This is a genomic window from Flavobacterium sp. TC780, assembly GCF_056783245.1.
Map to the genome: position 1 here is coordinate 1 of NZ_JBXBAV010000139.1, position 25,897 is coordinate 25,897.

Below are 25,897 nucleotides of genomic sequence, written 5' to 3' on the forward strand. Positions count from 1 at the left end.
AAGGTTAATACATGCTCCTGTTGTTAGGGAGGCAGCACCTGTCTTTACCTTGATCTGTCCTGCTCCATCACGGAAATTTCCAGCGATAGATAATCCTAAAAGTGCTACACGTGCACGAGCTCCAGGGGGCTCATTCATTTGTCCGAACGAAATAGCTTTAGACTCTCTCATTCCTGGCATATCTACTTTAGATGAATCCCATCCTCCATTTTCCATAGAGTGCATGAAATCATCACCGTATTTTATAATTCCTGACTCTAACATCTCACGAAGTAAGTCATTTCCTTCACGTGTTCTTTCTCCTACTCCTGCGAATACTGAAAGTCCACCGTGACCTTTTGCGATATTGTTAATCAACTCCTGAATCAATACTGTTTTCCAACACCAGCACCACCAAACAATCCAATTTTACCCCCTTTTGAGTAAGGCTCGATCAAATCGATTACTTTTGATACCTATAAACAATGCTTCAGATGAAGTTGATAGATCTTCGAATCTTGGTGCTTGTCTGTGAATAGACAATCCATTCTCTCCTGTTTTTGGCAAGTTCCCTAAACCATCAATTCCAATTACATTAAATAATCGACCATATACGTCTGGACCGATTGGCATTTGGATTGGATTTCAGTTCCAACTACTTCATATCCACGGCTCAAACCATCTGTAGAGTCCATTGATATATCTAGACTGTATTTTCTCGATGTTGTAATTCTTGTTGCTAAGAACTAACAATGTTCCGTCTTTTTTAGTGATTTCTAATGAATCATAAATTTTTGGAAGTTCAACATCTTTACCGTTGAAAACGACATCAACTACTGGTCCAATGATTTGGGCAACTTTTCCTATTACTTTTGACATTACTGTATGTGTTTATTAAATAGCTATTTAGGTTTAACGAAAATACCTCTTTTTTCAGTGCGCAAAGATAATTTTTAAAATATAAAATCAATAACTTTTTTTAGAAAAATACTATATTTTTTACACTTAATAAAAATAAGTACATGATTGCATAAAACACTATCCTTTAAAGCTTAATAAAAAAACCACCACATTATAAAAACAGGTGGCTTTCCTACTAAAAAAATGGCTTTATTGTAATGTTGCTGGATATTGAATTGGGTAAATTGCCAAATCAACATGTCGCAATGTCGAGGTATACTTTACATTAATAGCATCTACAAAAATATTTGCTATTAAACCATACCCCCTAGGACTTGGATGTATTCCGTCTAGCGAAAAAGCTCCTCCTGTCGCATAAGCATGAAGTCATATTAAAGTTTCCGAAATTAATTCCTCCATTAGACAATTGTGCCATAATAGCTCTTGTGTCTACAAAGGCCAATCCTTTTGCCTGGGCAACAGAAGCAATAGTTGTATTATAAGCATTTGTTGCAACTTCTATTTCCTTAACTTCTGCCTGAATTAAAACATGTTTGTCCTCTAACGGAAATGTAATTCCATATTTATTTAAAGGTGCCGGAATCCCAACTGGAGCCGTACCTATAACTGCTCTTGTAGGAAGCAAAATATAATCCTTAAAACTTGCCGTTTGTTTTGCTTGTCTAGCCTGTCCAAAAATTTGACCATAAAAAGCTGCAGTTGCCGCACCCAATTTTGGTGTAAAGGCTGCTGTTAATTGCGCAGATAAATTAGGCAAAGTTTCATTCTTTATCAACAACGGATTTGCAGCTGTTTCTGACAGTAAGTTAATCCTATCTCCAGCTCCAAAAGCAGTCAACGCTTCTTTTAACGGTCCATATAATTGATCGTTTAGAGCTTTAACAGTTGCAACACCTACTGCTGCATTTCCTGCCCCAAGCAAACTAACCGTAAGCGGATTAACCGGTACTGTCGTAAAATAAGGCAATGTATTTACATATGGAAGATTCGCCACCACACCTTTTGCTCCTTTAGAAGTTAAAGTATTAATAAGCGTATTGTAAGCAAAATCAAAGGTTGCTGTTGGCGTGATATTATCTCCCCCAACTGGATCTTGTGAAGTTGGCACTCCTCCGTTTGTTGCATATCCTGAAAACATCATTACCTCCTATCCATAACGAGAAGAATGTAGGACTTTGCGCCATAGCGTCAGACAATATGGTAGTTGTAGCAGAAGAAGCAATACGCGAAAAATATGGATTTGCAGTAGCTGGAGTAGCAAAAACTCCTGCAAGATCTCCATATCCAGGTGCTATTAAATGAAAACTTTTCGTCCCCGGAATCCCCATATTACTAAAAGAACCCGTTAAATGAGCCGTTATTGGCGTCGCCGAAACCCCAGGCACATTCACTGGTGAACTTGTAATTGGATTAAAGACTAACCTTGTTGGAAATTTTGCAACCTGCGTTCCTCCTGAAGAAAACCCTCCTATATTATCAAGCATTAATGGCGTTGTAAAGGCACCACCTCCTGCAAGAGCAAACTGCTGAGACAATATATTGGCATAAGAACCTTGTTGCCCTTTTGCAAATAAAGCTCCATCACTATATCCTGCTGCAAATGAATCTCCTAATGCAACATATTTTGTAAAAACTGCCGAACCAGGCGTTATCGGAACCTCTGCCGGCGTTGTATCTTCATCATCGTTATTACATGCTACAAAGGCCAATGAAACCAATAATAGCCATTTAAATTTTTTTATCATGATTTGTTATTTTTTACATTAATATTCATTTTCCCATACTCCTTAAATCTAATAAGAAGCACAATAAACCATATGCTTATAATTTATTTACGGGTTAATTGTCCATGAAGCAAACCATTGTTGCCCTATTAAACCTGCCCCTATTACCTGAATATAATCTTTTCCAAAAATATTTGTAGCTCCAATTTTGATAACCGATTTTAATTTAGGGATTCCATAATTTATCTGTGCATCAAACACCGTATTCTCTGGAACCATTCCGTCAGCAAAAGATGCCTCCCATAAATACTCCGTATTCCATCGTATGTTCATATTAAATCCAAAATTTTTAAATAATTTAGCATTCCCTAATGAACCTTTGATCCTATGTTTTGGAGTATTAAATCCAGCAACAAATCCTGGATCTTTTGACTGATCAAAATTAAATTGTGAATAATTATAATTCACTCCTACTTCAAAATCTTTGTATACTTTTTTAGATAACCCAACTCCAACTCCAAAAGAAGAAATTTGCGCAGTTGTATTAGTATAAACTTGATAAACTCTTCTGTCGCCAAATGCTAACGCCTGATAACTTTGCTGTACTGCTGGATTAGTAACATCAGTTCCTACAGTTCCATAATATGGACTAATTACTCGAGCTGTATTCATGAAATTATCATAAATATTATAATATGCATTAACATCAATTGAAAAGTCTCTTACTACAGAACGATATCCAACTTCAAAAGCTTGCACTTCTTCCGGTTTCACCAATCCAATATCCGCTACTTCAAGACTTGCTGGATTTCCAGAAGCTGCAAATGCCTGCACCGAAGCTACTGTATATGCATTTTCATAAGCTTTATGACCGTTCATTGTGACAGTAGCTGGATTACCCGCTGCCTGACCTGCTAAACTCACCTCTCTAACCTCTGTAAAACGATCTAAGTTTTCTGCTGCAGAACCAATTAATGCAAACGGACCTAAATCCAAACCAATATATTGATCTTGAGTTGTTGGATTTCTAAAACCTGTTTGGTATGAAACTCTAAAATTATGCACTTTTGTCGCTCCTGCAGAATAAACAAATGCAATTCTTGGTGATACATTTCCTTTAAAGTTTTGGCTTTTGTCATAACGAATAGACCCTGTAAATTTTAATCTATCATCCATCCATTTTTTAGCAAGTTGTGTATATGCTCCATATTCTTTATACTTTAACGGACCATCGTAATCTGTAAAAATTGTTCCTTCAGAGTTCATCACATACTCTCTCCAAGAACCTCCAACTTGAATTTCAGCAAAATCAATAAGATCTTTAAAGTTGTAATTTACATCTGAATGATACAACTTAGAATGATCTATAAACTTCGCTCCCTCTTTTAAATTTGGATTATCTGTAACATCTGCAAATGCAGCTGCAAATTGCGGAGAACCTGGTTCAAATCGTGCCGATCTCGGTGCACTAGGATTAGCTGGATCAATATTTGGCACTAAGCCTAAACCTGGCGAAACATTATAATCTGCAAAAGTTCTAGCGTACTTCGCAGCATCATTTACATTAAGCCCTAATATTACCGAAGATAGCTGAAAAGATTTAGCATAATCTGTAAACCAGTTCGTATCTGATTTAGCAGCTCTATTTACGTTCCAACCAGCAAAACGCATATCATAGGAATCTCCAGCATCTTCATTTGTCATATAAACTCTTGCAAAAAAGTTCTTCCCTTTTACCTCTAATTTGGTTTGCCCCATAAAAAAGTTCTTTAAAGAATACCTGTTTGCTCCTTGATAAATAGTACTACCTATACCTAATTTGTATTGAAGTATAATTTCCGTTTCATTTTCCCAAGGCTTAAGATGCATTGCAAAATCTGCCTTTACACTTTCTGATTTATTGTTATTTAAATCTTTTTCATGATACCCTGTTCTGCTTACCTGTCCTACATTTGGAAGGAAAGTAGTAACCTCGTCTCCATAAATATTTAATCCGTCATAATTTTGATTATTAGCATGTCCGATAGAACCTCCTGTCAAACTTCTTTGATCATCTGCAATCCACTCGGTTGCTCTGATGAAATTAAAATTTGCCTTTATTGCAAAATGCTTACTAAATGCAGTAGCAGCTCTAAAACCAAAATCTACATAATCATTTGTTCCCGCCACATCTTGTGAAGTTTGTCCGTATTTAAAATAAGTACTAACTCCTTGATTTGTAAACGGGCTTTTGCTGTTCATGAACAAGATCCCATTAAAAGCATTAGCTCCATAAAGTGCAGATGATGCTCCAGGCAAAAGCTCCACACTAGCAACATCTAAATCATTCAAACCAATTAAGTTTCCTAACACAAAGTTCAATGCTGGAGATGAATTATCCATACCATCAACCAGTTGCATAAAACGCGTATTAGCAACTGTTGCAAACCCTCTCGTATTTACCGATTTAAACGAAATACTACTAGTATTAAAAATAACTTCTTTTAGATTCTCCAAACCTTCATAAAAAGATGGAGCTGTAGTGTTTCTTATTTCCTGAATGCCCATTCTTTCAATTGTAACCGGTGATTCAATTACTCTTTCTGGAGTTCTCGAAGCCGAAACAACAATCTCATTTAACATTGTTCTCTCCTCAACCAACGATACATTGACTTTTTGGTTTGCCGAAGTAACATTGACAGTTTTAGTCTCATACCCAACTGCCGTGATCCTAATCGTTAGCGGTAAATTTTTGGATGACTTTAAAACAAATGAACCGTCGAAATCAGTAGAAGTACCGCTGGTCTCACCAACAACGCTAATATTAGCTCCGGGAATTGCTTCTTTTTTATTATCGGTAACGGAACCTGAAATTGTACTCTGCGCAAAGGATACCCCGCAAAAGAACAATGATAGAATAAGTAAATACATTCTCATTTGGTTAGTTTTAGATGGTTTATGTTACCAAAGTACAAATATTTTTGATATTACTAAAAAAAGGTTAAAAAAAATTAATTTTTCCTAACTTTTTAGTAACAAAAATACATATTACACATTCGTGTTTTTTGAACTTTTGACAACTATTCCTCCCTAACTCATTGAAATATACTATGCATACATATTATTTTGAAGAAAAAAATGAATATTCTACAAAAATGAATTCCTTAATTTTTTGTTATAAAAAAAGCGAGATGTAAATCTCGCTTTTTCAAATACTTATGTTTTATTTATTTTTTACTCTACAGTAACTGACTTCGCCAAGTTTCTTGGCTGATCAACATTACAACCTCTCATAACTGCTATATGATATGATAACAATTGTAATGGGATTGTCGTAATTAATGGCGATAAAGCATCAGATGTTTCAGGAATTTCAATCACATAGTCTGCTAATTCACGTACTTGCGTATCTCCCTTAGTTACTACTGCAATAATTTTTCCACTTCTGGATTTTATTTCCTGAATATTACTTACAATTTTATCGTAATGTCCTTGCTTAGGCGCAATTACTATTACTGGCATATGCTCATCTATTAAAGCAATTGGCCCATGCTTCATTTCTGCTGCAGGATACCCTTCAGCATGAATATATGAGATTTCTTTAAGCTTCAAAGCCCCTTCAAGTGCTACAGGAAAATTATAACCTCTTCCTAAGTATAAACAATTTGGAGAATCCTTAAATACTCCTGCAATTTCTTTGGCAACATCATTTGTTTCCAAAACTTCTTTTACCTTATCTGGGATAAGTTCAAGCTCTTGCAAGTATCTATGAAAATCTGGACTAGACAATGTTCCTTTAGCTTTTGCTAAACGCAAAGCAATCATTGTTAATACAGTAATTTGAGTTGTAAATGCTTTTGTAGAAGCTACTCCAATCTCTGGACCTGCATGTGTATAAGCACCTGCATGAGTCTCTCTAGAAATAGAAGAACCTACAACATTACATACACCAAACACAAATGCTCCATGCTCTTTTGCCAATTTAATAGCAGCCATAGTATCTGCAGTCTCTCCTGATTGAGAAATTGCTATAACTACATCTGTTTTATTGATAATAGGATTACGGTATCTAAATTCTGAAGCATATTCAACCTCTACTGGAATTCGGGCAAATTCCTCAAAGATATATTCTGCAACCAAACCTGCATGCCATGATGTACCACAAGCAACGATAATTATTCTGTCAGCATTAAGAAATTTTTCTAAATTATCTTCAACACCAGCTAACTGAACAATTCCTTCATTTGCATGAAGTCTACCTCTATAAGTATCTTTTATAACACTAGGCTGCTCATATATCTCTTTAAGCATGAAATGGTCATAACCACCTTTTTCAATTTGCTCTAAGTTCATTTGAAGCTCCTGAATATAAGGATCAACTAATGAATCGTCTTTAATCTTTCTGATTTTAATCGGCTTATGCAATCTAATGTTTGCCATTTCACCATCTTCAAGATAAACTGCATTTGAAGTATATTCAATAAAAGGCGAAGCATCAGATGCAATAAAGTACTCCCCTTCACCCACTCCAATTGCCAATGGACTACCCAATCGAGCAGCTACAATTTCATTTGGATTTTTTCTATCAAATACTGCAATAGCATAAGCACCTACAACTTGATTTAATGCAACCTGTACTGCCTTACCTAGTTTAAGCTTTTCTTTTTTCTGAACTTCTTCAATCAGGTTAACCAATACTTCAGTATCAGTATCAGAATGAAAAACATATCCTCTTTTTTTTAATTCTTCTTTAAGCGGAGCATAATTTTCAATAATACCATTATGTATTATAGCCAAATCTCCAGAATTAGACAAATGGGGATGCGAATTCACATCATTAGGTACACCATGTGTTGCCCATCGCGTATGTCCTATTCCTATAGTTCCGTTTGTAGTAAAGCCATCTTTAGCTTTAGCTTCAAGATCTGAAACTTTACCTTTTGTTTTACAAAGTTTAATTGCTTCTCCGTCATACAACATAACTCCAGCACTATCATAACCTCTGTATTCGAGTCGTTTTAGTCCTTTAATTACAATAGGATACGCCTCTCTATATCCAATATATCCAACAATTCCACACATATATATATTTAATTAATTTGGTTTCGTGTAGTAAATCTGAAGTTTTAATCTCTTACTTTCAACTGGTGAATTTCCTCCATGAAGAATTGTTCCTAAAGGATTCATTACTGATGCTCTTGGTGCTTTAGTAAAAGCCCCTTCCTTTTTTGCTTCTATTACTGTAGGTACTTTTAATTTATTAGCAGCAACAATATTTATATCCTCAGTAACTACAACTCCCATCTTCACATTAGTTGAATCTATATTCTTAATCAAATTCCTAACATGATTTGTAATTCTGATTTTATAAGTCAAACCTTTTTTAGTAGCAGGATCAACATTTATAATACCACTAAAAACCTGTTTGATTTTTTTTGCATCACTTGTCGCACTTGGTGTTCCATCATTATAATAATCAACAATTGGTCGATTATTATTAAAATCATACAAATAAATCCTATTTGGTTCCGGGCTATTTTTCATAGCATCAGAATCAATATGAAAAATCAAATTAGCTTCATTAATCAACCAACCTTTACTTCTTATTTCTGCCAATTCTCCTGGCTTAAAAAGCTCTAGTATAGCCATTGACCCCTCTCCTCCTTTTAAATACAACTTCTCATCACCAGTTGCTTTTGGAGTCGTTATTGCAGTATTATAATCGGGATTAACATTAACTTGCTGCAATAAATTTACTGTATTTCCTGTTAAGTTAAGAACAAGAGTCTTGTCCTCCGTTTTATCAGAATCATCTGTTGTTATCTCCGTTTTTGCTTTATATTTTATAGTAATCTTTCCTCGTCTAAAATCAACATTAGCTAAACTACCAACTCCTCCATTACTTTCTACCTTAAAGTACAAACCTCTAAAATAATCTTTAAAAACATCATTTGTCATCAACTTACCTGCTGGAGCTTTAAGTATTTTTTCCTGAAAAACAGTTTCATCCAACTTCAGCTTCATTGCTGGCGCTCTTCTCACAGTAGTTTCTTTACCTGCATCATCTTTGGTTGTCTCAACTATTTCAGCCTCACTGAAAGTAAACTTATCATTTTGAGCTTCTGCACCTGTATTCAAACGCGTTCCAACTTTGGCAGCATCAAAAAGAGAGTTCTGATCCGTAAAAAAAAGTTGTGGATTCACAAAATTACCATTCGGATCCAAATCAGCCATATAATACCCTGACTGATAAACACTAAGTTTCATTTCACCCTTTTCAGGACCATAAATTGAGTCTAACTTATAGGTTCGAGTACCATCAGTATTAACTTTATCCACATGACTATAATACGGAACCTCAAGCTCAACACTTTGAATAACTGGATCTGCTCCTATTGTAGGATTAACTGCTGCTAAAGTTAACTGTGTAGCAAAACTAGCTACAGTAGTACCAAATGCAGGATTAACGTAAATCCCCAATTGATTTGAAGTTAAATTGTTTGATTGTATCGGAGTAATTTGTTGATTATAAGCTACTACATCTGAACTGTATGTTGCTAAATCAAAATGATTATCACCAATTAAATCATCGCCAATAACATTAAAATCCTTGTCGCAAGAATATAAGAAAACAACGCTTGCTACTAAAAGTATTTTTCTAAAAAAAGAAGTATTATACATGTGTAATAAAAAAGTTAAATTTTAAAGAACCTCGTTTTTATAAAAATTTGTATACGCCTCTGCGAATGCATCTTTTGGGACGAAAGGTAAAAAAGGTTTTCCTGAAGATTCTATAAATTTTGTTAAACTTGAAGACAGATTATTTGAGGCTATTATTACCCCATCTGAATGAAGAATACTCGCTTTTAAAATATTTTCATAATTTGGAATTTCTAAATCTGAAACAGCTTCATGTGGAACTCCATCAAATTTAACCTTCTTAATCATTTCTGGATCTAGTGTCTCATCAAACGATTGCGTATAAACAGAAGTAACAATTTTTGTATCTGAGAATAAAGCTTCATGCTTATAATAATGTTTCATATAGATTGGCAGCATAGCAGCCATCCATCCATGTACATGTATTATATCTGGAACCCAGTTTAACTTCTTAACTGTCTCCACAACTCCTTTAGCAAAAAAGATGGCTCTTTCGTCATTATCAGGATACATTACACCTTCTTCATCCGTAAAAGTGGCTTTCCTTTTAAAATACTCATCGTTGTCTATAAAATAAACCTGAATTCTTTCCTTAGGGATAGATGCTACCTTAATAATCAATGGCATATCTAAGTCATTCACTACCAAATTCATTCCAGAAAGCCTGATAACTTCGTGTAACTGGTGTCTTCTTTCATTGATATTTCCATATCTTGGCATGAAAATTCTTATTTGTCCGCCCTGATCGTTAATCATTTTGGGCACATCATAAGACATTAAAGAAACCTCATTTTCAGCTAAATAAGGCACAACTTCAGATGATACATACAATATCCTCTTATCTTTCATAATAGTAATTTGCTTAATTTTTGGTAATAAAAACGATGCAAAATTACAAAAATTTATGCAGTTATTAACTAATATATTATGTTTGCACTAAATTTTAATAATACCATCATGCATATTTTCTACGGTAAAGTTGCTTTAATAGCTTATTTAAAAACTATTAAAACCGAAAATTCGAGTGTTGGTTTCGTACCAACCATGGGCGCTTTACACCAAGGTCACCTAGCATTAATGCAACGATCATTGAACGAAAATGACGATACAGTTGTCAGTATTTTCGTAAATCCAACGCAGTTTAACAACCAAGAAGATTTAGCAAAATACCCCCGAACTCTAGACGAAGATGTAAGAAAAATGCGCGCTTTAAGCGATAAAATAATTTTATACGCTCCAACTGTCGAAGATATCTATGAAGGCCATACTGTTTCTCAATCATTTGATTTCGATGGACTAGAAAATCAAATGGAAGGAAAATTTAGACCTGGACATTTTAATGGTGTAGGTACAATTGTAAAACGCTTATTCGAAATCATCACTCCCACAAATGCCTATTTTGGAGAAAAAGATTTCCAACAGCTACAGATTGTAAAGAAAATGGTCGAAAAAAACCATCTCCCAGTAAATGTTGTTGGTTGTCCAATTTTCAGAGAACCAAACCAGTTGGCAATGAGTTCTAGAAACGAACGTCTAACACCAGATGAACGTCAAGAAGCAGCCATTATTTATAAAATTCTGACTGAAGCAAAAGAAATATTTCAGACAAAAAGCCCTGAAGAGACAATTGAATTTGTAGAAAATTTCTTCAAAAACAATGACAAATTTGAACTAGAATATTTCGTAATTGCTGATGAATCAACATTATTACCTATAGATCATAAAAGTAAAGACAAAAATTATCGCGCATTTATAGCGGTATTTGTTAATTCTATTAGGTTGATCGATACTATTTCATTAAATTAATTTACTTTTGTAGCATGCAAATTCAAGTAGTAAAATCAAAAATACACCGCGTTAAAGTAACTGGAGCCGATCTTAATTATATTGGCAGCATTACTATTGACGAAGCCTTACTAGATGCCTCAAACATAATTGAAGGCGAAAAAGTAGCAATTGTTAACATTAATAATGGAGAACGTTTTGAAACGTATGCCATTAAAGGAGAACGAAATTCTGGAGAAATAACCCTTAATGGACCTGCAGCAAGAAAAGTACAGAAAGATGATATCATAATCATTATTTCTTATGCAACATTAGAATTCGAAGAAGCCAAAACCTTCAAACCATGGATTGTTTTCCCGAATGAAAATGATAATTCGTTGACATAAATTCGTTTCTAAAACATATAAAAACTGCCCTTTTTCAAAGTCAAATTTTGTAAAAAGGGCAGTTTTGCATCTATAATCCAACCATATTGCCATACCATTATCAATTTCTAATTAAATAAAAAAAAATAAAGTACTATATTGCTACTCTATTTTGATAATCTTAAAATTTCAGAAATCCCAAATTATGAAAAAAGTTTACCTACTACTATTATTCATTTCTATTACAGCTTTTTCTCAAAGAAAAACAGAAACAATTAACTCAATACCATTAGGAGAAACAAGAACAATAACTGTTGAATTACCTGCTTCTTACGAAACCAATAAAACTCGAAAATACCCTGTACTATATTTATTTGACGGAGAATATCTTCTAGATCCTTTTAGCGGCGCTTTAAAATATGGTGCTTATTGGGATGATTTACCAGAAACTATTATTGTAGCAATTCACCAAAACAAAAATGATGAGCGTGAAGATGATTCAACGTTCGACGGAATCAATGGTTTACCATTTGAAAAAGGAGCCAAGTTTTTTGAATTTGTTGCAGGTGAAGTAATCCCAAAAGTTGAAAAAAATTACCGTACTGCACCATTCCGAATTATTGCTGGTCATGGAGTAACTGCAGGCTATTTAAATTTTTTCTTATATAAAGAAGTACCATTATTTAATGCATACATTTCTATGAGTCCAGAACTGGCAACTCAAATGGAAGTTCGTGTTCCTGAAAAATTTGCTAAATTAAAAACACCTCTATTTTATTATTTATCTGCTGCTGATGGAGATGTTAAAAAAACTAAAGAACCAATCCAAAAATTAGATCAAAACATTAAAATAGCTAATAATCCTTTAATAAATTATAAATATGATTTATTTAAAAACACTACTTATTATTCAGCCGTTTTATATGCTATACCAAATGCTTTAAATCAAATTTTTGAAGCTTACAAACCTATAAATTTAACCGATTATAATGACAAGATTGTTATTCTTAAATCTGGTTATGTTGACTATCTAAGAGAAAAATATGACATAATCACAAAAACATTAGGTGTTGAAATGCCTGTTCGAATGAATGATTACATAGCTGTAGAAACTGCTATTTTAAAAAACAATGCTTTCGATGAATTAGGTATATTAGCTGAAATTGCCAATACCAGTTACCCTAAAGCGATGTTAGGTGAATACGAACTTGGATTGATGTACGAAAAAATGGGAGATGCAAAAAGAGCTTCCAAAAAATACCAAAACGCTTCACAAATGGAGCCTATTGGCAGATTGAACAAAGATTTGATGTACGACAAAATAGATGAAATGAATGATCTTATCAAAAAGAAATAATGTCAAAAGTTAAAACAACCTTTTTTTGCCAAAATTGTGGCGCTCAATATTCTAAATGGCAAGGACAATGTAATTCTTGCAAAGAATGGAACACCATAGCCGAGGAAATTATCCAAAAACAAGAAAAAGTTGCTTGGAAAAGTGAACCTACTCCAACTGGCAAAGCACCTCGCCCTTTAAGAATAAACGAAATCGATTCTACGCAAGAAGTGCGTATGGATACCACTGATGGCGAATTAAATAGAGTTCTTGGGGGCGGTATTGTTCCTGGATCACTAACCCTTTTAGGTGGCGAACCCGGAATTGGAAAAAGTACACTTTTGCTTCAGGTTTCATTACAGTTACCCTATAAAACCCTATATGTTTCGGGTGAAGAAAGCCAGAAACAAATAAAAATGCGTGCAGAAAGAATTACGCCAAATGGTGACAATTGCTATATCCTTACTGAAACCAAAACCCAAAATATCTTTAAACAAATTGAGGCCATTCAGCCAGAGATTGTAATCATTGATTCTATACAAACGCTTCATACCGATTATATAGAATCGACTGCTGGAAGTATTTCTCAAATTCGAGAAACTACAGCCGAGTTAATCAAATTTGCCAAAGAAACCAATATCCCTGTAATCCTAATTGGTCATATTACCAAAGATGGAAACATCGCAGGTCCAAAGATACTGGAGCACATGGTTGATACTGTTTTACAATTTGAAGGAGACAGAAATCACGTCTATCGTATTTTACGATCTCTAAAAAATCGTTTTGGATCCACTGCTGAATTAGGAATATACGAAATGCTAGGAAGTGGCTTAAGAGAAGTATCAAACCCTTCTGAAATATTAATTTCACATAAAGACGATGAATTATCGGGAACTGCAATTGCTTCAACACTTGAAGGAATGCGTCCATTAATGATCGAAATACAATCCTTGGTGAGTACAGCCGTTTATGGAACACCTCAACGAAGCACAACAGGATATAACGCCAAAAGATTAAATATGATCTTGGCTGTTTTAGAAAAAAGAGCTGGATTTCGCTTAGGCGCAAAAGATGTTTTTCTAAACGTTACGGGAGGAATTTCTGTAGATGATCCCGCAATAGATCTTGCCGTTGTAGCTGCTATTTTATCTTCAAATGAAGATATTCCTGTAACTAAAGGCTTCTGTTTTGCTGGAGAAGTTGGGTTATCTGGTGAAATTCGCCCTGTTAATCGAGTAGATCAACGCATACAAGAAGCAGAAAAATTAGGATTTTCGACTATTTTTGTATCTAAATACAATAAAATTGCGTTAAAGAATACAGGAATCAAAATTGAACTTGTTGCCAAAATCGAAGACGTAGCCAGTATTCTTTTTGGATAAACTTAAATACATCAAAGAATTTATATGAAAACAAAAAAACAAAAAATAGTATTGGCTCTCAAAATTGTAGTCATACTATTTATTGTAGTACTAATTGGTGCTTATTTCTTTCGAGATGCTCTTTTGCATAAAGCAATTGCAAAAGTATCAGATAAAATGAACAGTGAATACAATAGTACGTTTTCAGTAAAAACAGCTTCATTTGATGGAATTTCAGGTATAAAATTATCCAATGTAATATTAGTTCCTAAAAATGCCGATACCCTTTGTAACATCCATAATATAGAGACAAGCATTAGCTTATCACATTTATTAGTTGGTGATATCCAAATTGGAACATTAAAAATCGACAAAGGCTATATACAATTGGTAAAAAAAGGAAACATCAAAAACTTCGATGCTTTCTTAAAGAAGGACAGTACCAATACATCTAAAAATGAAAAAAGAGAATACGCAACGTATGCATACCGAATTATATCAAAACTATTAAATCTTATTCCAACCGATATGAAGTTGGAAAATTTGATTTTCAAGATTGATGACAATGGTAAAAAAGCACAAATTGCAATAAACAAACTGGTCTTGGCCGATAAAGAACTTGAAACCAATTTACATGTTCAAACCAAAACATTTGACCAGCGCTGGAATATAAAAGGCTTTGCTGATCCTAGAAACAAAAAAGCTGATATTCGATTTTTTAATCTCGATACAGGAGCAATTCGAGTGCCTTACATTGATGATCGTTTTAATATGCTGGCAAGCTTTGATTCTATTCGATTGAATATTGAGAATATTAAAAAAAGTGGAAGCGAACTCCACATCGATGGATATTCGTCTATAACCAATTTAAAAATCAACCATGCAAAGATTGCCAGCAAAGATGTAATCATAAAAAATGCCCGTTTTGATTATCGTTTCTTATTGGGTTCTGATTTCATCTCAATAGACAGCACCTCAACAGTTCAATTAAACAAAATAAAACTCCATCCTTACGTATCTTATAATACCAAATCGGATACTACTTATACCTTAAAAGTTGCTATTCCTAAAATGAAAGCGCAAGATTTTATTGTCTCGCTGCCAGATGGTTTATTTACCAATTTTCAAGGAATGGAAGCTACAGGTAATTTTGATTACAAACTCGATTTCAAGTTCAATAAAAACAAACCGAACAGTTTAGTTTTTGATAGTAAACTAAACAAAGAAAACCTTGTAATTACTAAGTACGGCCAGGCAAACCTCAACAAATTAAATAGTGAATTTGTATATCGTGCCATTATAAAAAATGTACTACAGAGACCCATTTTAGTAGGTTCTGGAAATCCAAATTACACTCCTATTGAGCAAATTTCTCCGTATCTACAAAAAAGCGTATTAACTACAGAAGATCCATCATTCTTCTCACATCGTGGTTTTATTAATGAAGCTTTCAAACAATCGATTTTAAAAAATATTCGAACCAAGAAATTTTCTCGGGGTGCGAGTACGATTAGCATGCAACTGGTAAAAAATGTTTTCCTTACCAGAGAAAAAACACTATCTCGTAAACTCGAAGAAATTTTATTAGTTTATATCCTCGAAAATAATCGTGTTGTAAGCAAACAACGTATGCTCGAAGTATATTTTAATATTATCGAATGGGGACCAAATGTATATGGAATTGGTGAAGCAAGCCGTTTTTATTTCCAAAAAAGTCCTTCCGACTTAAGCTTAGACGAATGTTTATTTTTAGCTACAATTATTCCGAGCCCAAGAAAATTTACATACCAATTTAACAATCAGGGTAATTTAAAAGATTATGCTATCAGAAATCAAAAATTCCTTAGTAATCTTATGTTGCGCCGTGGTGTTCTAACACCTGAGGATACTATTAACAGATTACCTGTTTATATTTCTGGGAACGCTCGTTCATTATTGCGAATAAAAGCTCCCGATTCTACGGCTGTTCCAGTAGATTCTATGTCTATAGATGATGAGTTTGATCTTTGATTTTTCTCGCCAAGACACCAAGTCGCTAGATTGAGATATGATTTCTTTGCGGTTTTACGTCTTTGCTAGAGATTTATTTAGCAAATTACATTGCACTTACTTAAAATTCTTTAAGAAATCTTCTTTGTAAGTAGGAGAAACTTCGATCTCAGCCCCATCGTTTAGCATTATAATTCCTCCTTTGTTATAGGATGTTACACAATTCATATTGATGATATGCGATTTATGAACTCGTATAAATGGAAAAGGCAAAATTTCTGAAAAGTGTTTTAAGAACCGACAAACCATTTTTTTACTTCCGTCATTCAAATATAAATCAGTAAAATTTCCATTCCCTTTTAAGCGAACAATTTTTTCCATCTTCACCACTTCAAATCCTTCTAACGTTGGCAAGATAACTTGTTGTTTCTCTGGTTTTGTTTCATGGAAATTTTCAACAATAATTTTGTTTCTGTTAAAAATCTCATGGTTCATAATCTGATGCTGTACTTTGTTTACTGCAACAATCAACTCTTCGATACTTATTGGTTTTAGCAAATAATAAGCGGCACTTTGGTTTAATGCTTTTAATGAATATTCGGAAAAAGCGGTAACAAAAATAGTTTCAAAATGTAAATCCTTGCAGGCCTCCAAGACATCAAAAGCATTTCCGAAAGGCATTTCAACATCCAAAAAAACTAATTGCGGCTGCACCTCATGCAATAACGGAACAGCTTCTTTTATGTTCTGTGCTTCGCCAATAACTTCTACCTGCGGACAATATTTACTCAAATAATTTTTGAGTACTTCTCGAGCCGCAAGCTCATCTTCGACGATTACACTTCTTATCTTTTGAAAAGTCATCATATTTTATCTATTAATGGAAAAACAATTCGAACAATAGTACCTGTCTGGGGCATTCCTTTTTCGGTAATTTCAAAAGAAATATTCTTTTTATACAATTCGTTCAGCAAACCTATTCGTTCCTTGGTATTACTTAATCCTCTGGATTCATGTGCTTTTTGGTTATTTGTTTTAAGTTCACGGCTTTTGGCTAAACCAATCCCATTGTCTTCTATAATCACTACAACTTTCTCTGCTTCAAACTCAAAATTAAGAGACAGAAATCCTTTCTTATCCAAATAACGCAATCCATGCCAAATGGCATTTTCCAGATGTGGCTGAATAATCATATTAGGAATTAGAACTGTTTCTGTATCTAAAGCATCATCAACACTAATTTTAAAATCGAATTTATCCTGAAACCTCAGATGTTCTAAATCTAAATATTTTTTGAGTTGTTCAATTTCTTTATCTAATATGATGAAATCCTTATTAGAATTCTCCATCATATTTCGCATTAAGTTAGAATAAGAAGTCAAGTATTTATTGGCTTCCAATTCTTTATTTTCTGAAATAAATTGATTCACACTATTCAAACTGTTAAAGATAAAATGCGGATTCATTTCTCTTCGCAAAGACTGTAAAGCAATTTCTTTGTTTTTGGTTTTTATCGAATATAATGCTTTCACAATAAACAAGAACAACAATGACAGCAGTACTATTGACCCTAGAAGAAAGTAATTAAACGTGTTTTTCTTTGTAATCAATTCGTCCTTCAATGTCTTTTCTTTTTCTAACTGACGAATTTTATCTTCGGTTACCTGAAATGTTTTGGCATCGATAAGCGTTGTGTCGGATTTAATTAACTTATCAAAATTGGCAAAGAACTGCTCATATAAGGCAATACTTTCTTTGTCATCTCCTTTGGTTTTGTAATACTGAATTAAAGCAGACAAACTCTTTTTAGCTTCCGTAGAATTTCCATTTTTAGATGCTAGGTCATACGCTTCCTTAAGTGATACAACTGCTTTTTTAGGTTCTTCTTTTTTAAAATAAAGCTTTGCTAAGGATTGTAATTGCTTTATTTGGGTAGTATAATCTTGCTTCTTTTTGGCTTCAGCCAAAAGTCTTTCGTTGATACCAATCGCTTTCTCAAACTGATTATCAGAAGCATATACTTTGGCAATTTCGTTTTTGATTTTAATAACCTCTTCTGGTTTATCTTTTGCGTAAGCGAGCGCCTTAGTATAACTCTCGATTGCTACCGCTTTATCCTTTTGTTGCAAAGAATTCTGTGCTTTTTGAACATAAGCTGCTGCAACCTCATCAATTTTATTATCTTTTTTAAGCAACTCAATATTCGAATTCACATATCCTGCTTGTGTAACAGGGCTTGCTTGTGTTCGCAGACGATTAGCATCATTCTGATTTATTTTTTCTTCATTTTTATCTGCTGCAATAGCTCCTGCGGCTTCATAATTTTTAATTGCCGATACAAACTTTTTCTGATTCTCTTGTACTTTGGCAATACTTCTTGTTACTCGTATTTTATCTTCAGCAAGGTTTTGTTTGGTATAACTGGTTAATGCTTTTTTATAATATTCTTCCGCTTTTGCATTATCTCCTTTACTAAGGAATTCATTAGCCAATCGTTCATAATTCTGGCCTATTTGTGCCTCGTCATTCACATCCAACGATTTTTGTAACTCTTTGGATACTTTGCTCATTTTGGAAACTGGCATTGCTTTTTTCTTAGCAAGAGAATCCCGTGCTGTTACTCCAACAGGAAGTAACAACATTAGAAATAAAGAAAAAACAGCTAATAAACGTCTCATATATTTCATCCTTTTTAATTCTCTGCACCTTAATTTATAGACGGCTCAGAACCTTTAAATTCAATACTGTAAAGTAAAGTATTTTATATTCTGTTTACAACTCGTTTCACCAAGTCAAAATACCGTTTCACCATTTCTGCAAAAAACGAACTCTTTAAGTTTATAAGTTTGGTCTATAATCACAATCTAAAACATAGGAAATCATGAAAACATCAATCCTTATCTCAGCGCTTTTAGCAACTGTATTTTCTTTTGCAAATAGCAATCATAGTAATGCAAATCTTAAAAAGAATACTAAAATTGAAAAACCGATAACAGCGGAAAAAACCAAAATACAAGTTGCATTATTATTAGACACCTCTAGTAGTATGGATGGATTAATTGATCAGGCAAAATCCAGGCTATGGAATATTGTAAATACTTTAACGACTTTAAAATATAACGGGAAAGCACCCGATATAGAAATTGCTTTGTACGAATATGGCAATGACGGCTTATCTAAACAATCTGATTATATTCGACAAATAGCGCCACTTTCGACAGATTTAGATTTGATTTCGGAAAAACTATTCTCTCTAAGCACTAATGGTGGTAACGAATATTGTGGAGCTGTGATTCAGGACGCAACCAAACAATTAAAATGGGCAAAGGACAACCACAATATGAAGCTAATTTATATTGCAGGAAACGAAGAATTTAACCAAGGTGAAATTAATTATAAGGAAGCTATTAGTAATGCTTTAAAGAATGACATTTATGTAAATACTATTTATTGTGGAGATAAAACTCAAGGCATAAATGAACTATGGAAAGATGGTGCCCATTATGGAAAAGGTAAATATTTTAATATCGATTCTAATCAAACAGTACGTTATATAGTAACTCCATATGATGTTGAAATTACAAAATGTAACGAAAAAATCAACAAAACGTACATAAGCTATGGCTCAAAGGGTTCTGAGAAAAAGATGAATCAGGAAATGCAAGATAAAAACGCTCAGAAAGTTTCTGCATCAAATTATGCCGAACGTGCTGTGAGTAAATCAAAAGCCGTTTATAAAAACGACAGTTGGGACTTAGTCGATAAAGTAAAAGATGATGCTACGGCTATTTCGAAAATAAAAAAAGAAGAATTACCAACAGAACTCCGTAATAAATCTACTGCCGAATTAAAGGTAATTGTTGCACAAAAAACGAAAGAAAGAGAAAATATTCAAAAGGAAATTGGCGAACTTGCCAAAAAACGTCAGCAATATATCGATACTGAAGCAAAAAAAACAAAAAAACAAGATGACTTGGGCAATACGATAAACACATCAATAATTGCTTTTGCAAAAGTTAAAGGATATACGGTTGAAAAATAAATCCCATAGTGAAAAATCAATTATTTAAAAACATGAAAAAATAGCATCTTCTTTTCGATTTTTATAGGAGTCTTTTGCGTTAGCTTTCAAAGTCATACATAAAGAAGAAAACCCTCAATTATCTAGTTCAAAATCTTCAACAGAAGAGAAACTGGCAAGCTCAAATAAACGAGATTAAAAAGTTTGTAAATACATCTTCAAAATACAATACTGGAGTTGGCTTTTTTATCGATATGGGAATTGCATCTGGCAAGAAACGGTTTTTTATATATGATTTAAAAAATAACAAGCTACTTGATCAGGGTTTAGTAGGTCATGGTTCGGGTTCTGAAACTGGAATTCCAGGAAAACGTAAAATTTAGCAACGTAAAGAATTCGCTTTCTCACCTCGTTAGGAAAATACTCGATTGGGTATTCGTATGAAGGCACTTTTGGCAAAGCCTACAAATTATATGGCTTAGACAAATCCAAATAATGCCTTTGATCGAAATATCGTTTTACATAAATATTGGGATATCCCATTTGAGGAACAAAAAAATCCTATTTGCAACAGTCAGGGATGCCCAATGGTTAATGAAAAATTTTATAGTGTAATTGAAAAAATAATTGACAGCTCTAAAAAGAAAATCATTCTTGTTATCTATCGCTAAAAACCCATTCAAATTTTCGTTATTTGTAATCCATATTAGACTAAATAAATATTTTAAAATTATAATCTCATGATAAAAAAAATAGTAACATCCGCTTTATTATTGATTGGTACAATTGCGTTTGCACAAAAACCAATCTTTACAACAGCAAAAGTAAAAGCTGCAACAGTATATTTTAATGCTGCCGAAATTTCGCAAACTGCAAGCGCCACTCTTCCGTTAGGAACAAGCGAAATTGTAATAAAAAATGTAGCTGTAGACTTGAACGAAAGTTCGATTCAAATAGGAACTCCATCGACAGTAACCGTTCTTTCGGTTCAGTTTACTAATAATTATATTTCAGAATATGAAGTAGACACTAAATCTCCAGCATTAAAAAGAGTACGAGACAGTATCGTTTTGGTTCAGAAAGAACTCCAAAAAGTCAACAATACTATTAATTCTGAAACAAAAACAATTCAGCTTTTAGATAAAAACCAGCAAATTTCGGGTGTGAATTCAGGTTTAAATGTAACTGAATTAATGAAAATGGTAGAATATTATAAAACAAAACAACTAGAAATTGCCAATACTATTAATACCCTTTCTGAGAAACAACAAAAGCTTAATGAAACACTTCAAAAACTAAATAACAAACTTGAAGTTGATACTAGCAAAGAAGAAAAAACCTCATCGGGAAAACTAATTGTTCAGGTTATGAATGAAGTTGCAGGGGCTGTACCATTAGACATTTCGTACTTAACAAATAACGCCACATGGACTCCCTTTTATGACTTACGTGCCGAAAGTGTTACCTCTCCTATTAATATGATGTATAAAGCTCAAGTGATTCAAAATACGGGCATCGATTGGAAAAAAGTAAAACTTACTTTGTCTAGTGGGTATCCTAACCAAAATAATCAAGCGCCGATATTGAGTTCTTGGTTTTTGAGAAATAATAATAGTCAAGCGGCATATGGTTACCAACAAAAAAGTGTAATGAATCAGCTGCAAGGAAGAGTTGCTGAGGATAATACATTACAAGAAGTTGTTATCACAGCTCCAGTAACAAAAAAAATGGCAAAATCATCTGTTTCAAACTACACTACTGTAGAAGAAAACCAGCTTAATGTTTCTTTTGATATTGATATTCCTTATGACATTTTATCTAACGGAAAAGTGCATAGTGTATCTCTTAAAGAAATAAAATTGCCTGCATCATATAAATATTATGCGGCTCCAAGAGTAGAAAACGAAGCTTTCCTTCTTGCTGAAATTGCCGATTATAGCAAATACAATTTATTGAGAGGTGAAGCCAATATTATCTTTGAAGGTATGTATGTAGGGAAAACTTTTATCGAGCCAAATCAAACTAGTGATACATTAAACTTGAGCATGGGACGTGACAAAAAAGTATCTATTAAACGTGAAAAAGTAGCCGACAAATCGGGAACTAAGTTTTTATCAACTAAAAAAGAACAAACTTTTACCTATGATATCACTGTAAGAAACAACAAAAAAGAAGCTGTTGAACTTTTGCTAAAAGACCAATATCCTTTGAGTACCAATAAAGAAATTGAAATTGAATTATTACAAAGTGATAGCGCTAAAGTAAATACAGAAACTGGAATCTTGACTTGGCAGTTACAAATGAAGCCTAATGAGATCAAGAAATTCAGAATTAGTTATAAAGTAAGATATCCAAAAGATCAGATATTAAATTTATAAAAACCTTTTAAAAACAAATCCCGATACGTGTTTAAATGTATCGGGATTTGTTTTTTATAATCTGTGATAGAAAATTAATCGTAAAGTTCACAATGCTTACAACTACTAAAACTGTAAATTGGGACTGCAAAACTGAAACTAAATTACGGTGCCGGATCTGGAATTACAGCGTGAACCGCATTGATATCGGCAATAACTTCGTCTGATAACGTGATATTAATAGAATCTATATTCTCTTTTAATTGTTCCATTGTAGTTGCTCCGATAATAGTACTCGTTACAAATGGTTGCTGATTAACAAATGCCAATGACATTTGTGCAAAATTTAAACCATGTTTATTAGCAATTTCCTGATACATACGTGCTGCTTTGGTACTTTGCTCACTGCTATATCTTGTATATTGTGGAAACAAATTAAGTCTTGATTTTGGATGTTTTTCTCCAGATAAAAATTTACCTGATAATACTCCAAATGCCATTGGTGAATATGCCAACAAACCTACATTTTCACGCATGCAAACCTCAACAGATGCATTCTCAAAAAGACGATTTAGTAGAGAATACGGATTTTGAATTGTTTTGATACGAGGCAAATTATTGTATTTATTTTCTTCCAGGAAGCGCATAATCCCCCAAGGGTTTTCATTAGAAAGTCCTACGTGTTTGATCTTCCCTTCTTTTATAAAACCTTCCATCGTTTGTAAAACTTCGTGGATATTATCTTCCCAGGCATCATCTTGGATTTTAAGTCCGCGTTGTCCAAAACAATTGGTCTTACGTTCAGGCCAATGCAATTGGTATATATCTACATAATCGGTTTGTAACCTTTGTAAACTATTGTCTAGAGCATATTTTAAACTTGCTGGCGAAAAATCTATTTTCTCACGCATATAACCAAAATTATCATTTGGTCCGGCAATTTTTGTTGCCAAAACAACCTCTTCTCTTTTTCCTGATTTTTTAAACCAGGTTCCTATAATTTTCTCTGTGCTTCCGTAAGTTTCCTTACTTGCAGGAATAGAATACATCTCGGCAGTATCAAAAAAATTAACGCCTCGTTCAAGCGCATAATCCATTTGAGCATGTCCTTCGGCTTCGGTGTTTTGTTGACCAAAAGTCATCGTACCAAGGTTTATTTTACTTACTTTAATATCTGTATTGGGAATTGTAGTGTATTTCATTTTTCTTTAGTTTCTATGGTGTTGCATTGCTAAGATTGTAGCTTTTACGAATAAGGCTCAAAGGTACAAAGCAAAATTTCAAAAGAAAAAGGTTCAAAGTTAAAAAACTCTAAACCTTTTTATGTTATAGATTTGCTCAGAAGAAAGCTTATTTTATTTCTTGCCACAGACTAAATGGTTTTTCAAAGCTGTTTAAACTATATTCTAATTACTGTAAACTTGTCAATTTATAACATCAGGAAAAATATCTTATAGAAAAGGCCATAAACAAAAAGGTCCAGAGTATAAACCCTGAACCTTTGTCTCTTTGCACCTTAGAACCTCAGTCCCCCTTAGCTACTTAATTAATGCTATTCAACATATCTGCGATTTCATCTAATCTTGGCGTTAAGATGATTTCGATTCTACGGTTTTTAGCTTTTCCTTCAGGAGTTGCATTGCTTGCCAATGGAGAGAATTCTCCACGACCTGCTGCCGTTAATTTTTGTTTGTTTATTTTACTGTTTTCACTCAAAATAGCTACAATTGCAGTCGCTCTTTTAGTTGATAAATCCCAGTTATTTGTAATCACTCCTGAACCTATATATGGATCATCATCAGTATGTCCTTCTATAAGTACCGAAAGATCTGGATTATCTCCTAATACTTTTCCAAGTTCTACAACCGCTTTTTTACCTTCGGTACCTACTGACCAGCTTCCTGAATTAAAAAGTAATTTGTTTTCCATAGAAACATATACCTTCCCGTTCTTTTGCTCTACAGTTAATCCTTTACCTTCAAAACCATTTAATGCTTTCGAAAGCGTTTCTTTTAGCTTTTTCATAGCAGCTTCTTTAGCAGCTATCATAGCTTCAAGTTCGTCTAATCGTTTTGCTGTTTTATCTAAACGTGCTTGTTCTGCAGCCAATGCTTTTCCTTTAGCTTCTAATTGCTCTAGCAACTCACGGTTCTTATTCATATTGTTTTTTAAGGCTTCGTCACTATTTTTCTCTAGTGCATTATAGGAGTCTTGCAAAACTTTTAATTTATTTTGTGCAGCAGCATAATCCGCTTTTTGTTTTTCTAATTCTGCTTTGGTTGCACTAAGGTTTTTATTTAATCCGTCACGATCTAACTCTAATTGATTTTTTGCTTTAAGCAATTCAGCATTTTCATCAGAGATTGAACGGTTTTCTTTTTTTAAATCGGCAAATTTAGTTTCTAAGTCATTGTATATTTTTTTGGATACACACGATGTTGTAAGCGCTAATATCAATAATCCGATTGAGACTTTTTTAATCATTTTTATTGTGGTGTTTATTATTTGAGATATTCTTAATTCTTTTCTAATTATTAGTACAAAGCAGGGCGCAAGCAAAACAAACTGACTAACTAAATCTTACCCAGAATGGCAATATAAGCTTAAAAACCGTATGTAACTAACAATAATGATACCATTAATCTTCAATTTCTACTAAAACTGGGCAATGATCTGAATGCACTGCATCAGGTAATATAACAGCGCGTTTTAGTTTGTGCTGCAAAGTGTCACTAACTAAATTATAATCAATTCTCCATCCTTTGTTGTTTCCTCTTGCTCCAGCTCGGTAACTCCACCAAGAATAATTGTGCGGTTCTTTGTTAAAATGGCGAAAACTATCTATAAATCCAGTTTTCATGAATCCATCTAACCAAGAGCGTTCGGCTGGTAAAAATCCTGAAACGGTTTTATTACGAACTGGATCATGAATATCTATTGCTTCGTGGCAAATATTATAGTCTCCACAAATGATAAGATTAGGTGTTGTTTTTTTAAGCTCATTGATATAAGTCTGAAAGTCATCCATGAACATAAATTTATGATCCAATCGCTGAATATTAGTTCCCGATGGAAGATATAAACTCATTACCGAAAAACTATCAAAGTCTGCTCGAAGGTTTCTTCCCTCAAAATCCATGTGTTGAATTCCAGTTCCGTAGACTACGTTATTCGGTTTTATTTTTGAAAGAATCGCTACACCACTATATCCCTTTTTTGTAGCTGGATAATAATACTGATATGGGTAACCTGCTTTGGTAATATCCTCTACAGGAATCTGATCTTCTGTAGCTTTAATCTCCTGAAGACAAATAACATCCGGGTTTGCATGTTGCAACCAATCGATAAATCCTTTTGAAATTGCAGCACGAATTCCGTTTACGTTATAAGAAATAATTTTCATTACAATTTTGTTTTATG

18 protein-coding genes and 2 pseudogenes are annotated in these 25,897 nt (G+C 33.6%); 8 read left to right on the forward strand and 12 right to left on the reverse strand.

From position 1 onward, the window contains the following. From AC1RYN_RS14970 to AC1RYN_RS15000, 7 genes and pseudogenes are all read right to left on the reverse strand, one after another. Positions 1–858 (reverse strand): annotated as a pseudogene (locus AC1RYN_RS14970) (F0F1 ATP synthase subunit beta); the annotation flags it as partial. Between the two features lie 349 nt (positions 859–1,207). Continuing rightward, positions 1,208–2,041 carry a hypothetical protein gene (locus tag AC1RYN_RS14975; RefSeq protein WP_481807593.1) on the reverse strand — a complete coding sequence of 278 codons (834 nt, stop codon included), beginning with the start codon at positions 2,039–2,041 and terminating at the stop codon, positions 1,208–1,210. Beyond that, on the reverse strand, positions 1,974–2,645 hold the full coding sequence (locus tag AC1RYN_RS14980; RefSeq protein ID WP_481807594.1) for a hypothetical protein: 672 nt from the start codon (positions 2,643–2,645) through the stop codon (positions 1,974–1,976). Before AC1RYN_RS14980 ends, AC1RYN_RS14975 begins: the two co-directional genes overlap by 68 nt. Before the next feature lie 87 nt (positions 2,646–2,732). Further along, positions 2,733–5,540 (reverse strand): TonB-dependent receptor domain-containing protein, encoded by a 2,808-nt coding sequence (locus AC1RYN_RS14985; RefSeq protein WP_481807595.1) that lies wholly within the window; start codon positions 5,538–5,540, stop codon positions 2,733–2,735. A 297-nt stretch (positions 5,541–5,837) separates the two neighbouring features. Continuing rightward, the gene (gene glmS / locus AC1RYN_RS14990) at positions 5,838–7,685 is read right to left on the reverse strand and encodes a glutamine--fructose-6-phosphate transaminase (isomerizing) (RefSeq protein ID WP_481807596.1); all 1,848 of its coding nucleotides are present in this window, start codon (positions 7,683–7,685) and stop codon (positions 5,838–5,840) included. A 12-nt stretch (positions 7,686–7,697) separates the two neighbouring features. After that, on the reverse strand, positions 7,698–9,284 hold the full coding sequence (bamH, locus tag AC1RYN_RS14995) for a BamH family beta-barrel-assembly machinery protein (protein ID WP_481807597.1): 1,587 nt from the start codon (positions 9,282–9,284) through the stop codon (positions 7,698–7,700). Positions 9,285–9,305: 21 nt separating this feature from the next. Next, entirely contained in the window at positions 9,306–10,112 is an 807-nt protein-coding gene (locus AC1RYN_RS15000; RefSeq protein ID WP_264286261.1) for a glycogen/starch synthase, read from the reverse strand. A gap of 78 nt (positions 10,113–10,190) precedes the next feature. Between AC1RYN_RS15000 and panC the strand changes: the two genes are divergently transcribed. The 5 genes from panC to AC1RYN_RS15025 all read left to right on the forward strand — a co-directional run bounded on the left by panC (position 10,191) and on the right by AC1RYN_RS15025 (position 16,120). Continuing rightward, positions 10,191–11,069: a pantoate--beta-alanine ligase gene (panC, locus tag AC1RYN_RS15005; protein ID WP_481807598.1), complete on the forward strand. Its 879-nt coding sequence runs from the start codon at positions 10,191–10,193 to the stop codon at positions 11,067–11,069. Positions 11,070–11,083: 14 nt separating this feature from the next. Beyond that, positions 11,084–11,434 (forward strand): aspartate 1-decarboxylase, encoded by a 351-nt coding sequence (panD, locus tag AC1RYN_RS15010; RefSeq protein WP_035623468.1) that lies wholly within the window; start codon positions 11,084–11,086, stop codon positions 11,432–11,434. A 184-nt stretch (positions 11,435–11,618) separates the two neighbouring features. Further along, a complete protein-coding gene (locus AC1RYN_RS15015) occupies positions 11,619–12,770 on the forward strand; it encodes an alpha/beta hydrolase (protein WP_481807599.1) in 1,152 nt (383 codons plus the stop codon). Continuing rightward, a complete protein-coding gene (gene radA / locus AC1RYN_RS15020; RefSeq protein WP_481807600.1) occupies positions 12,770–14,131 on the forward strand; it encodes a DNA repair protein RadA in 1,362 nt (453 codons plus the stop codon). Before AC1RYN_RS15015 ends, radA begins: the two co-directional genes overlap by 1 nt. 24 nt (positions 14,132–14,155) lie before the next feature. Then, positions 14,156–16,120, forward strand: a complete 1,965-nt coding sequence (locus AC1RYN_RS15025; RefSeq protein WP_481807601.1) for a transglycosylase domain-containing protein — start codon at positions 14,156–14,158, stop codon at positions 16,118–16,120. Positions 16,121–16,216: 96 nt separating this feature from the next. Here the strand turns inward: AC1RYN_RS15025 and AC1RYN_RS15030 are convergent, their stop codons facing one another. Together AC1RYN_RS15030 and AC1RYN_RS15035 are read right to left on the reverse strand one after the other, a co-directional pair. After that, positions 16,217–16,966: a LytR/AlgR family response regulator transcription factor gene (locus AC1RYN_RS15030; RefSeq protein WP_481807602.1), complete on the reverse strand. Its 750-nt coding sequence runs from the start codon at positions 16,964–16,966 to the stop codon at positions 16,217–16,219. Further along, a complete protein-coding gene (locus AC1RYN_RS15035; protein ID WP_481807603.1) occupies positions 16,963–18,777 on the reverse strand; it encodes a tetratricopeptide repeat-containing sensor histidine kinase in 1,815 nt (604 codons plus the stop codon). The genes AC1RYN_RS15030 and AC1RYN_RS15035 overlap by 4 nt, the downstream gene beginning before the upstream one ends. Before the next feature lie 203 nt (positions 18,778–18,980). On the opposite strand from AC1RYN_RS15035, the gene AC1RYN_RS15040 reads away from it, so the two are divergent. The 3 genes and pseudogenes from AC1RYN_RS15040 to AC1RYN_RS15050 all read left to right on the forward strand — a co-directional run bounded on the left by AC1RYN_RS15040 (position 18,981) and on the right by AC1RYN_RS15050 (position 22,498). Then, positions 18,981–20,141, forward strand: coding sequence for a vWA domain-containing protein (locus AC1RYN_RS15040; protein ID WP_481807604.1), 1,161 nt, complete (start codon positions 18,981–18,983; stop codon positions 20,139–20,141). 173 nt (positions 20,142–20,314) lie between these two features. Then, positions 20,315–20,791 (forward strand): annotated as a pseudogene (locus tag AC1RYN_RS15045) (murein L,D-transpeptidase catalytic domain-containing protein). Between the two features lie 69 nt (positions 20,792–20,860). Continuing rightward, a complete protein-coding gene (locus tag AC1RYN_RS15050; protein ID WP_481807605.1) occupies positions 20,861–22,498 on the forward strand; it encodes a DUF4139 domain-containing protein in 1,638 nt (545 codons plus the stop codon). 143 nt (positions 22,499–22,641) lie between these two features. Here AC1RYN_RS15050 and AC1RYN_RS15055 read toward each other — a convergent pair whose 3' ends face one another. The 3 genes from AC1RYN_RS15055 to AC1RYN_RS15065 form a co-directional block, all read right to left on the reverse strand. Next, positions 22,642–23,679, reverse strand: a complete 1,038-nt coding sequence (locus tag AC1RYN_RS15055) for an NADP(H)-dependent aldo-keto reductase (protein WP_481807606.1) — start codon at positions 23,677–23,679, stop codon at positions 22,642–22,644. A gap of 340 nt (positions 23,680–24,019) precedes the next feature. After that, a complete protein-coding gene (locus AC1RYN_RS15060; RefSeq protein WP_481807607.1) occupies positions 24,020–24,961 on the reverse strand; it encodes an OmpA family protein in 942 nt (313 codons plus the stop codon). A 154-nt stretch (positions 24,962–25,115) separates the two neighbouring features. After that, positions 25,116–25,880, reverse strand: a complete 765-nt coding sequence (locus AC1RYN_RS15065) for an exodeoxyribonuclease III (protein ID WP_481807608.1) — start codon at positions 25,878–25,880, stop codon at positions 25,116–25,118. Positions 25,881–25,897 lie beyond the last annotated feature (17 nt).

Bases quoted from the DNA above. Each gene is read 5' to 3' on its own strand.
- AC1RYN_RS14975 (WP_481807593.1), bottom strand. From the start codon at position 2,041: ATGATGTTTTCAGGATATGCAACAAACGGAGGAGTGCCAACTTCACAA.
- AC1RYN_RS14980 (WP_481807594.1), bottom strand. From the start codon at position 2,645: ATGATAAAAAAATTTAAATGGCTATTATTGGTTTCATTGGCCTTTGTA.
- AC1RYN_RS14985 (WP_481807595.1), bottom strand. From the start codon at position 5,540: ATGAGAATGTATTTACTTATTCTATCATTGTTCTTTTGCGGGGTATCC.
- glmS (WP_481807596.1), bottom strand. From the start codon at position 7,685: ATGTGTGGAATTGTTGGATATATTGGATATAGAGAGGCGTATCCTATT.
- bamH (WP_481807597.1), bottom strand. From the start codon at position 9,284: ATGTATAATACTTCTTTTTTTAGAAAAATACTTTTAGTAGCAAGCGTT.
- AC1RYN_RS15000 (WP_264286261.1), bottom strand. From the start codon at position 10,112: ATGAAAGATAAGAGGATATTGTATGTATCATCTGAAGTTGTGCCTTAT.
- panC (WP_481807598.1), top strand. From the start codon at position 10,191: ATGTTTGCACTAAATTTTAATAATACCATCATGCATATTTTCTACGGT.
- panD (WP_035623468.1), top strand. From the start codon at position 11,084: ATGCAAATTCAAGTAGTAAAATCAAAAATACACCGCGTTAAAGTAACT.
- AC1RYN_RS15015 (WP_481807599.1), top strand. From the start codon at position 11,619: ATGAAAAAAGTTTACCTACTACTATTATTCATTTCTATTACAGCTTTT.
- radA (WP_481807600.1), top strand. From the start codon at position 12,770: ATGTCAAAAGTTAAAACAACCTTTTTTTGCCAAAATTGTGGCGCTCAA.
- AC1RYN_RS15025 (WP_481807601.1), top strand. From the start codon at position 14,156: ATGAAAACAAAAAAACAAAAAATAGTATTGGCTCTCAAAATTGTAGTC.
- AC1RYN_RS15030 (WP_481807602.1), bottom strand. From the start codon at position 16,966: ATGATGACTTTTCAAAAGATAAGAAGTGTAATCGTCGAAGATGAGCTT.
- AC1RYN_RS15035 (WP_481807603.1), bottom strand. From the start codon at position 18,777: ATGAGACGTTTATTAGCTGTTTTTTCTTTATTTCTAATGTTGTTACTT.
- AC1RYN_RS15040 (WP_481807604.1), top strand. From the start codon at position 18,981: ATGAAAACATCAATCCTTATCTCAGCGCTTTTAGCAACTGTATTTTCT.
- AC1RYN_RS15050 (WP_481807605.1), top strand. From the start codon at position 20,861: ATGATAAAAAAAATAGTAACATCCGCTTTATTATTGATTGGTACAATT.
- AC1RYN_RS15055 (WP_481807606.1), bottom strand. From the start codon at position 23,679: ATGAAATACACTACAATTCCCAATACAGATATTAAAGTAAGTAAAATA.
- AC1RYN_RS15060 (WP_481807607.1), bottom strand. From the start codon at position 24,961: ATGATTAAAAAAGTCTCAATCGGATTATTGATATTAGCGCTTACAACA.
- AC1RYN_RS15065 (WP_481807608.1), bottom strand. From the start codon at position 25,880: ATGAAAATTATTTCTTATAACGTAAACGGAATTCGTGCTGCAATTTCA.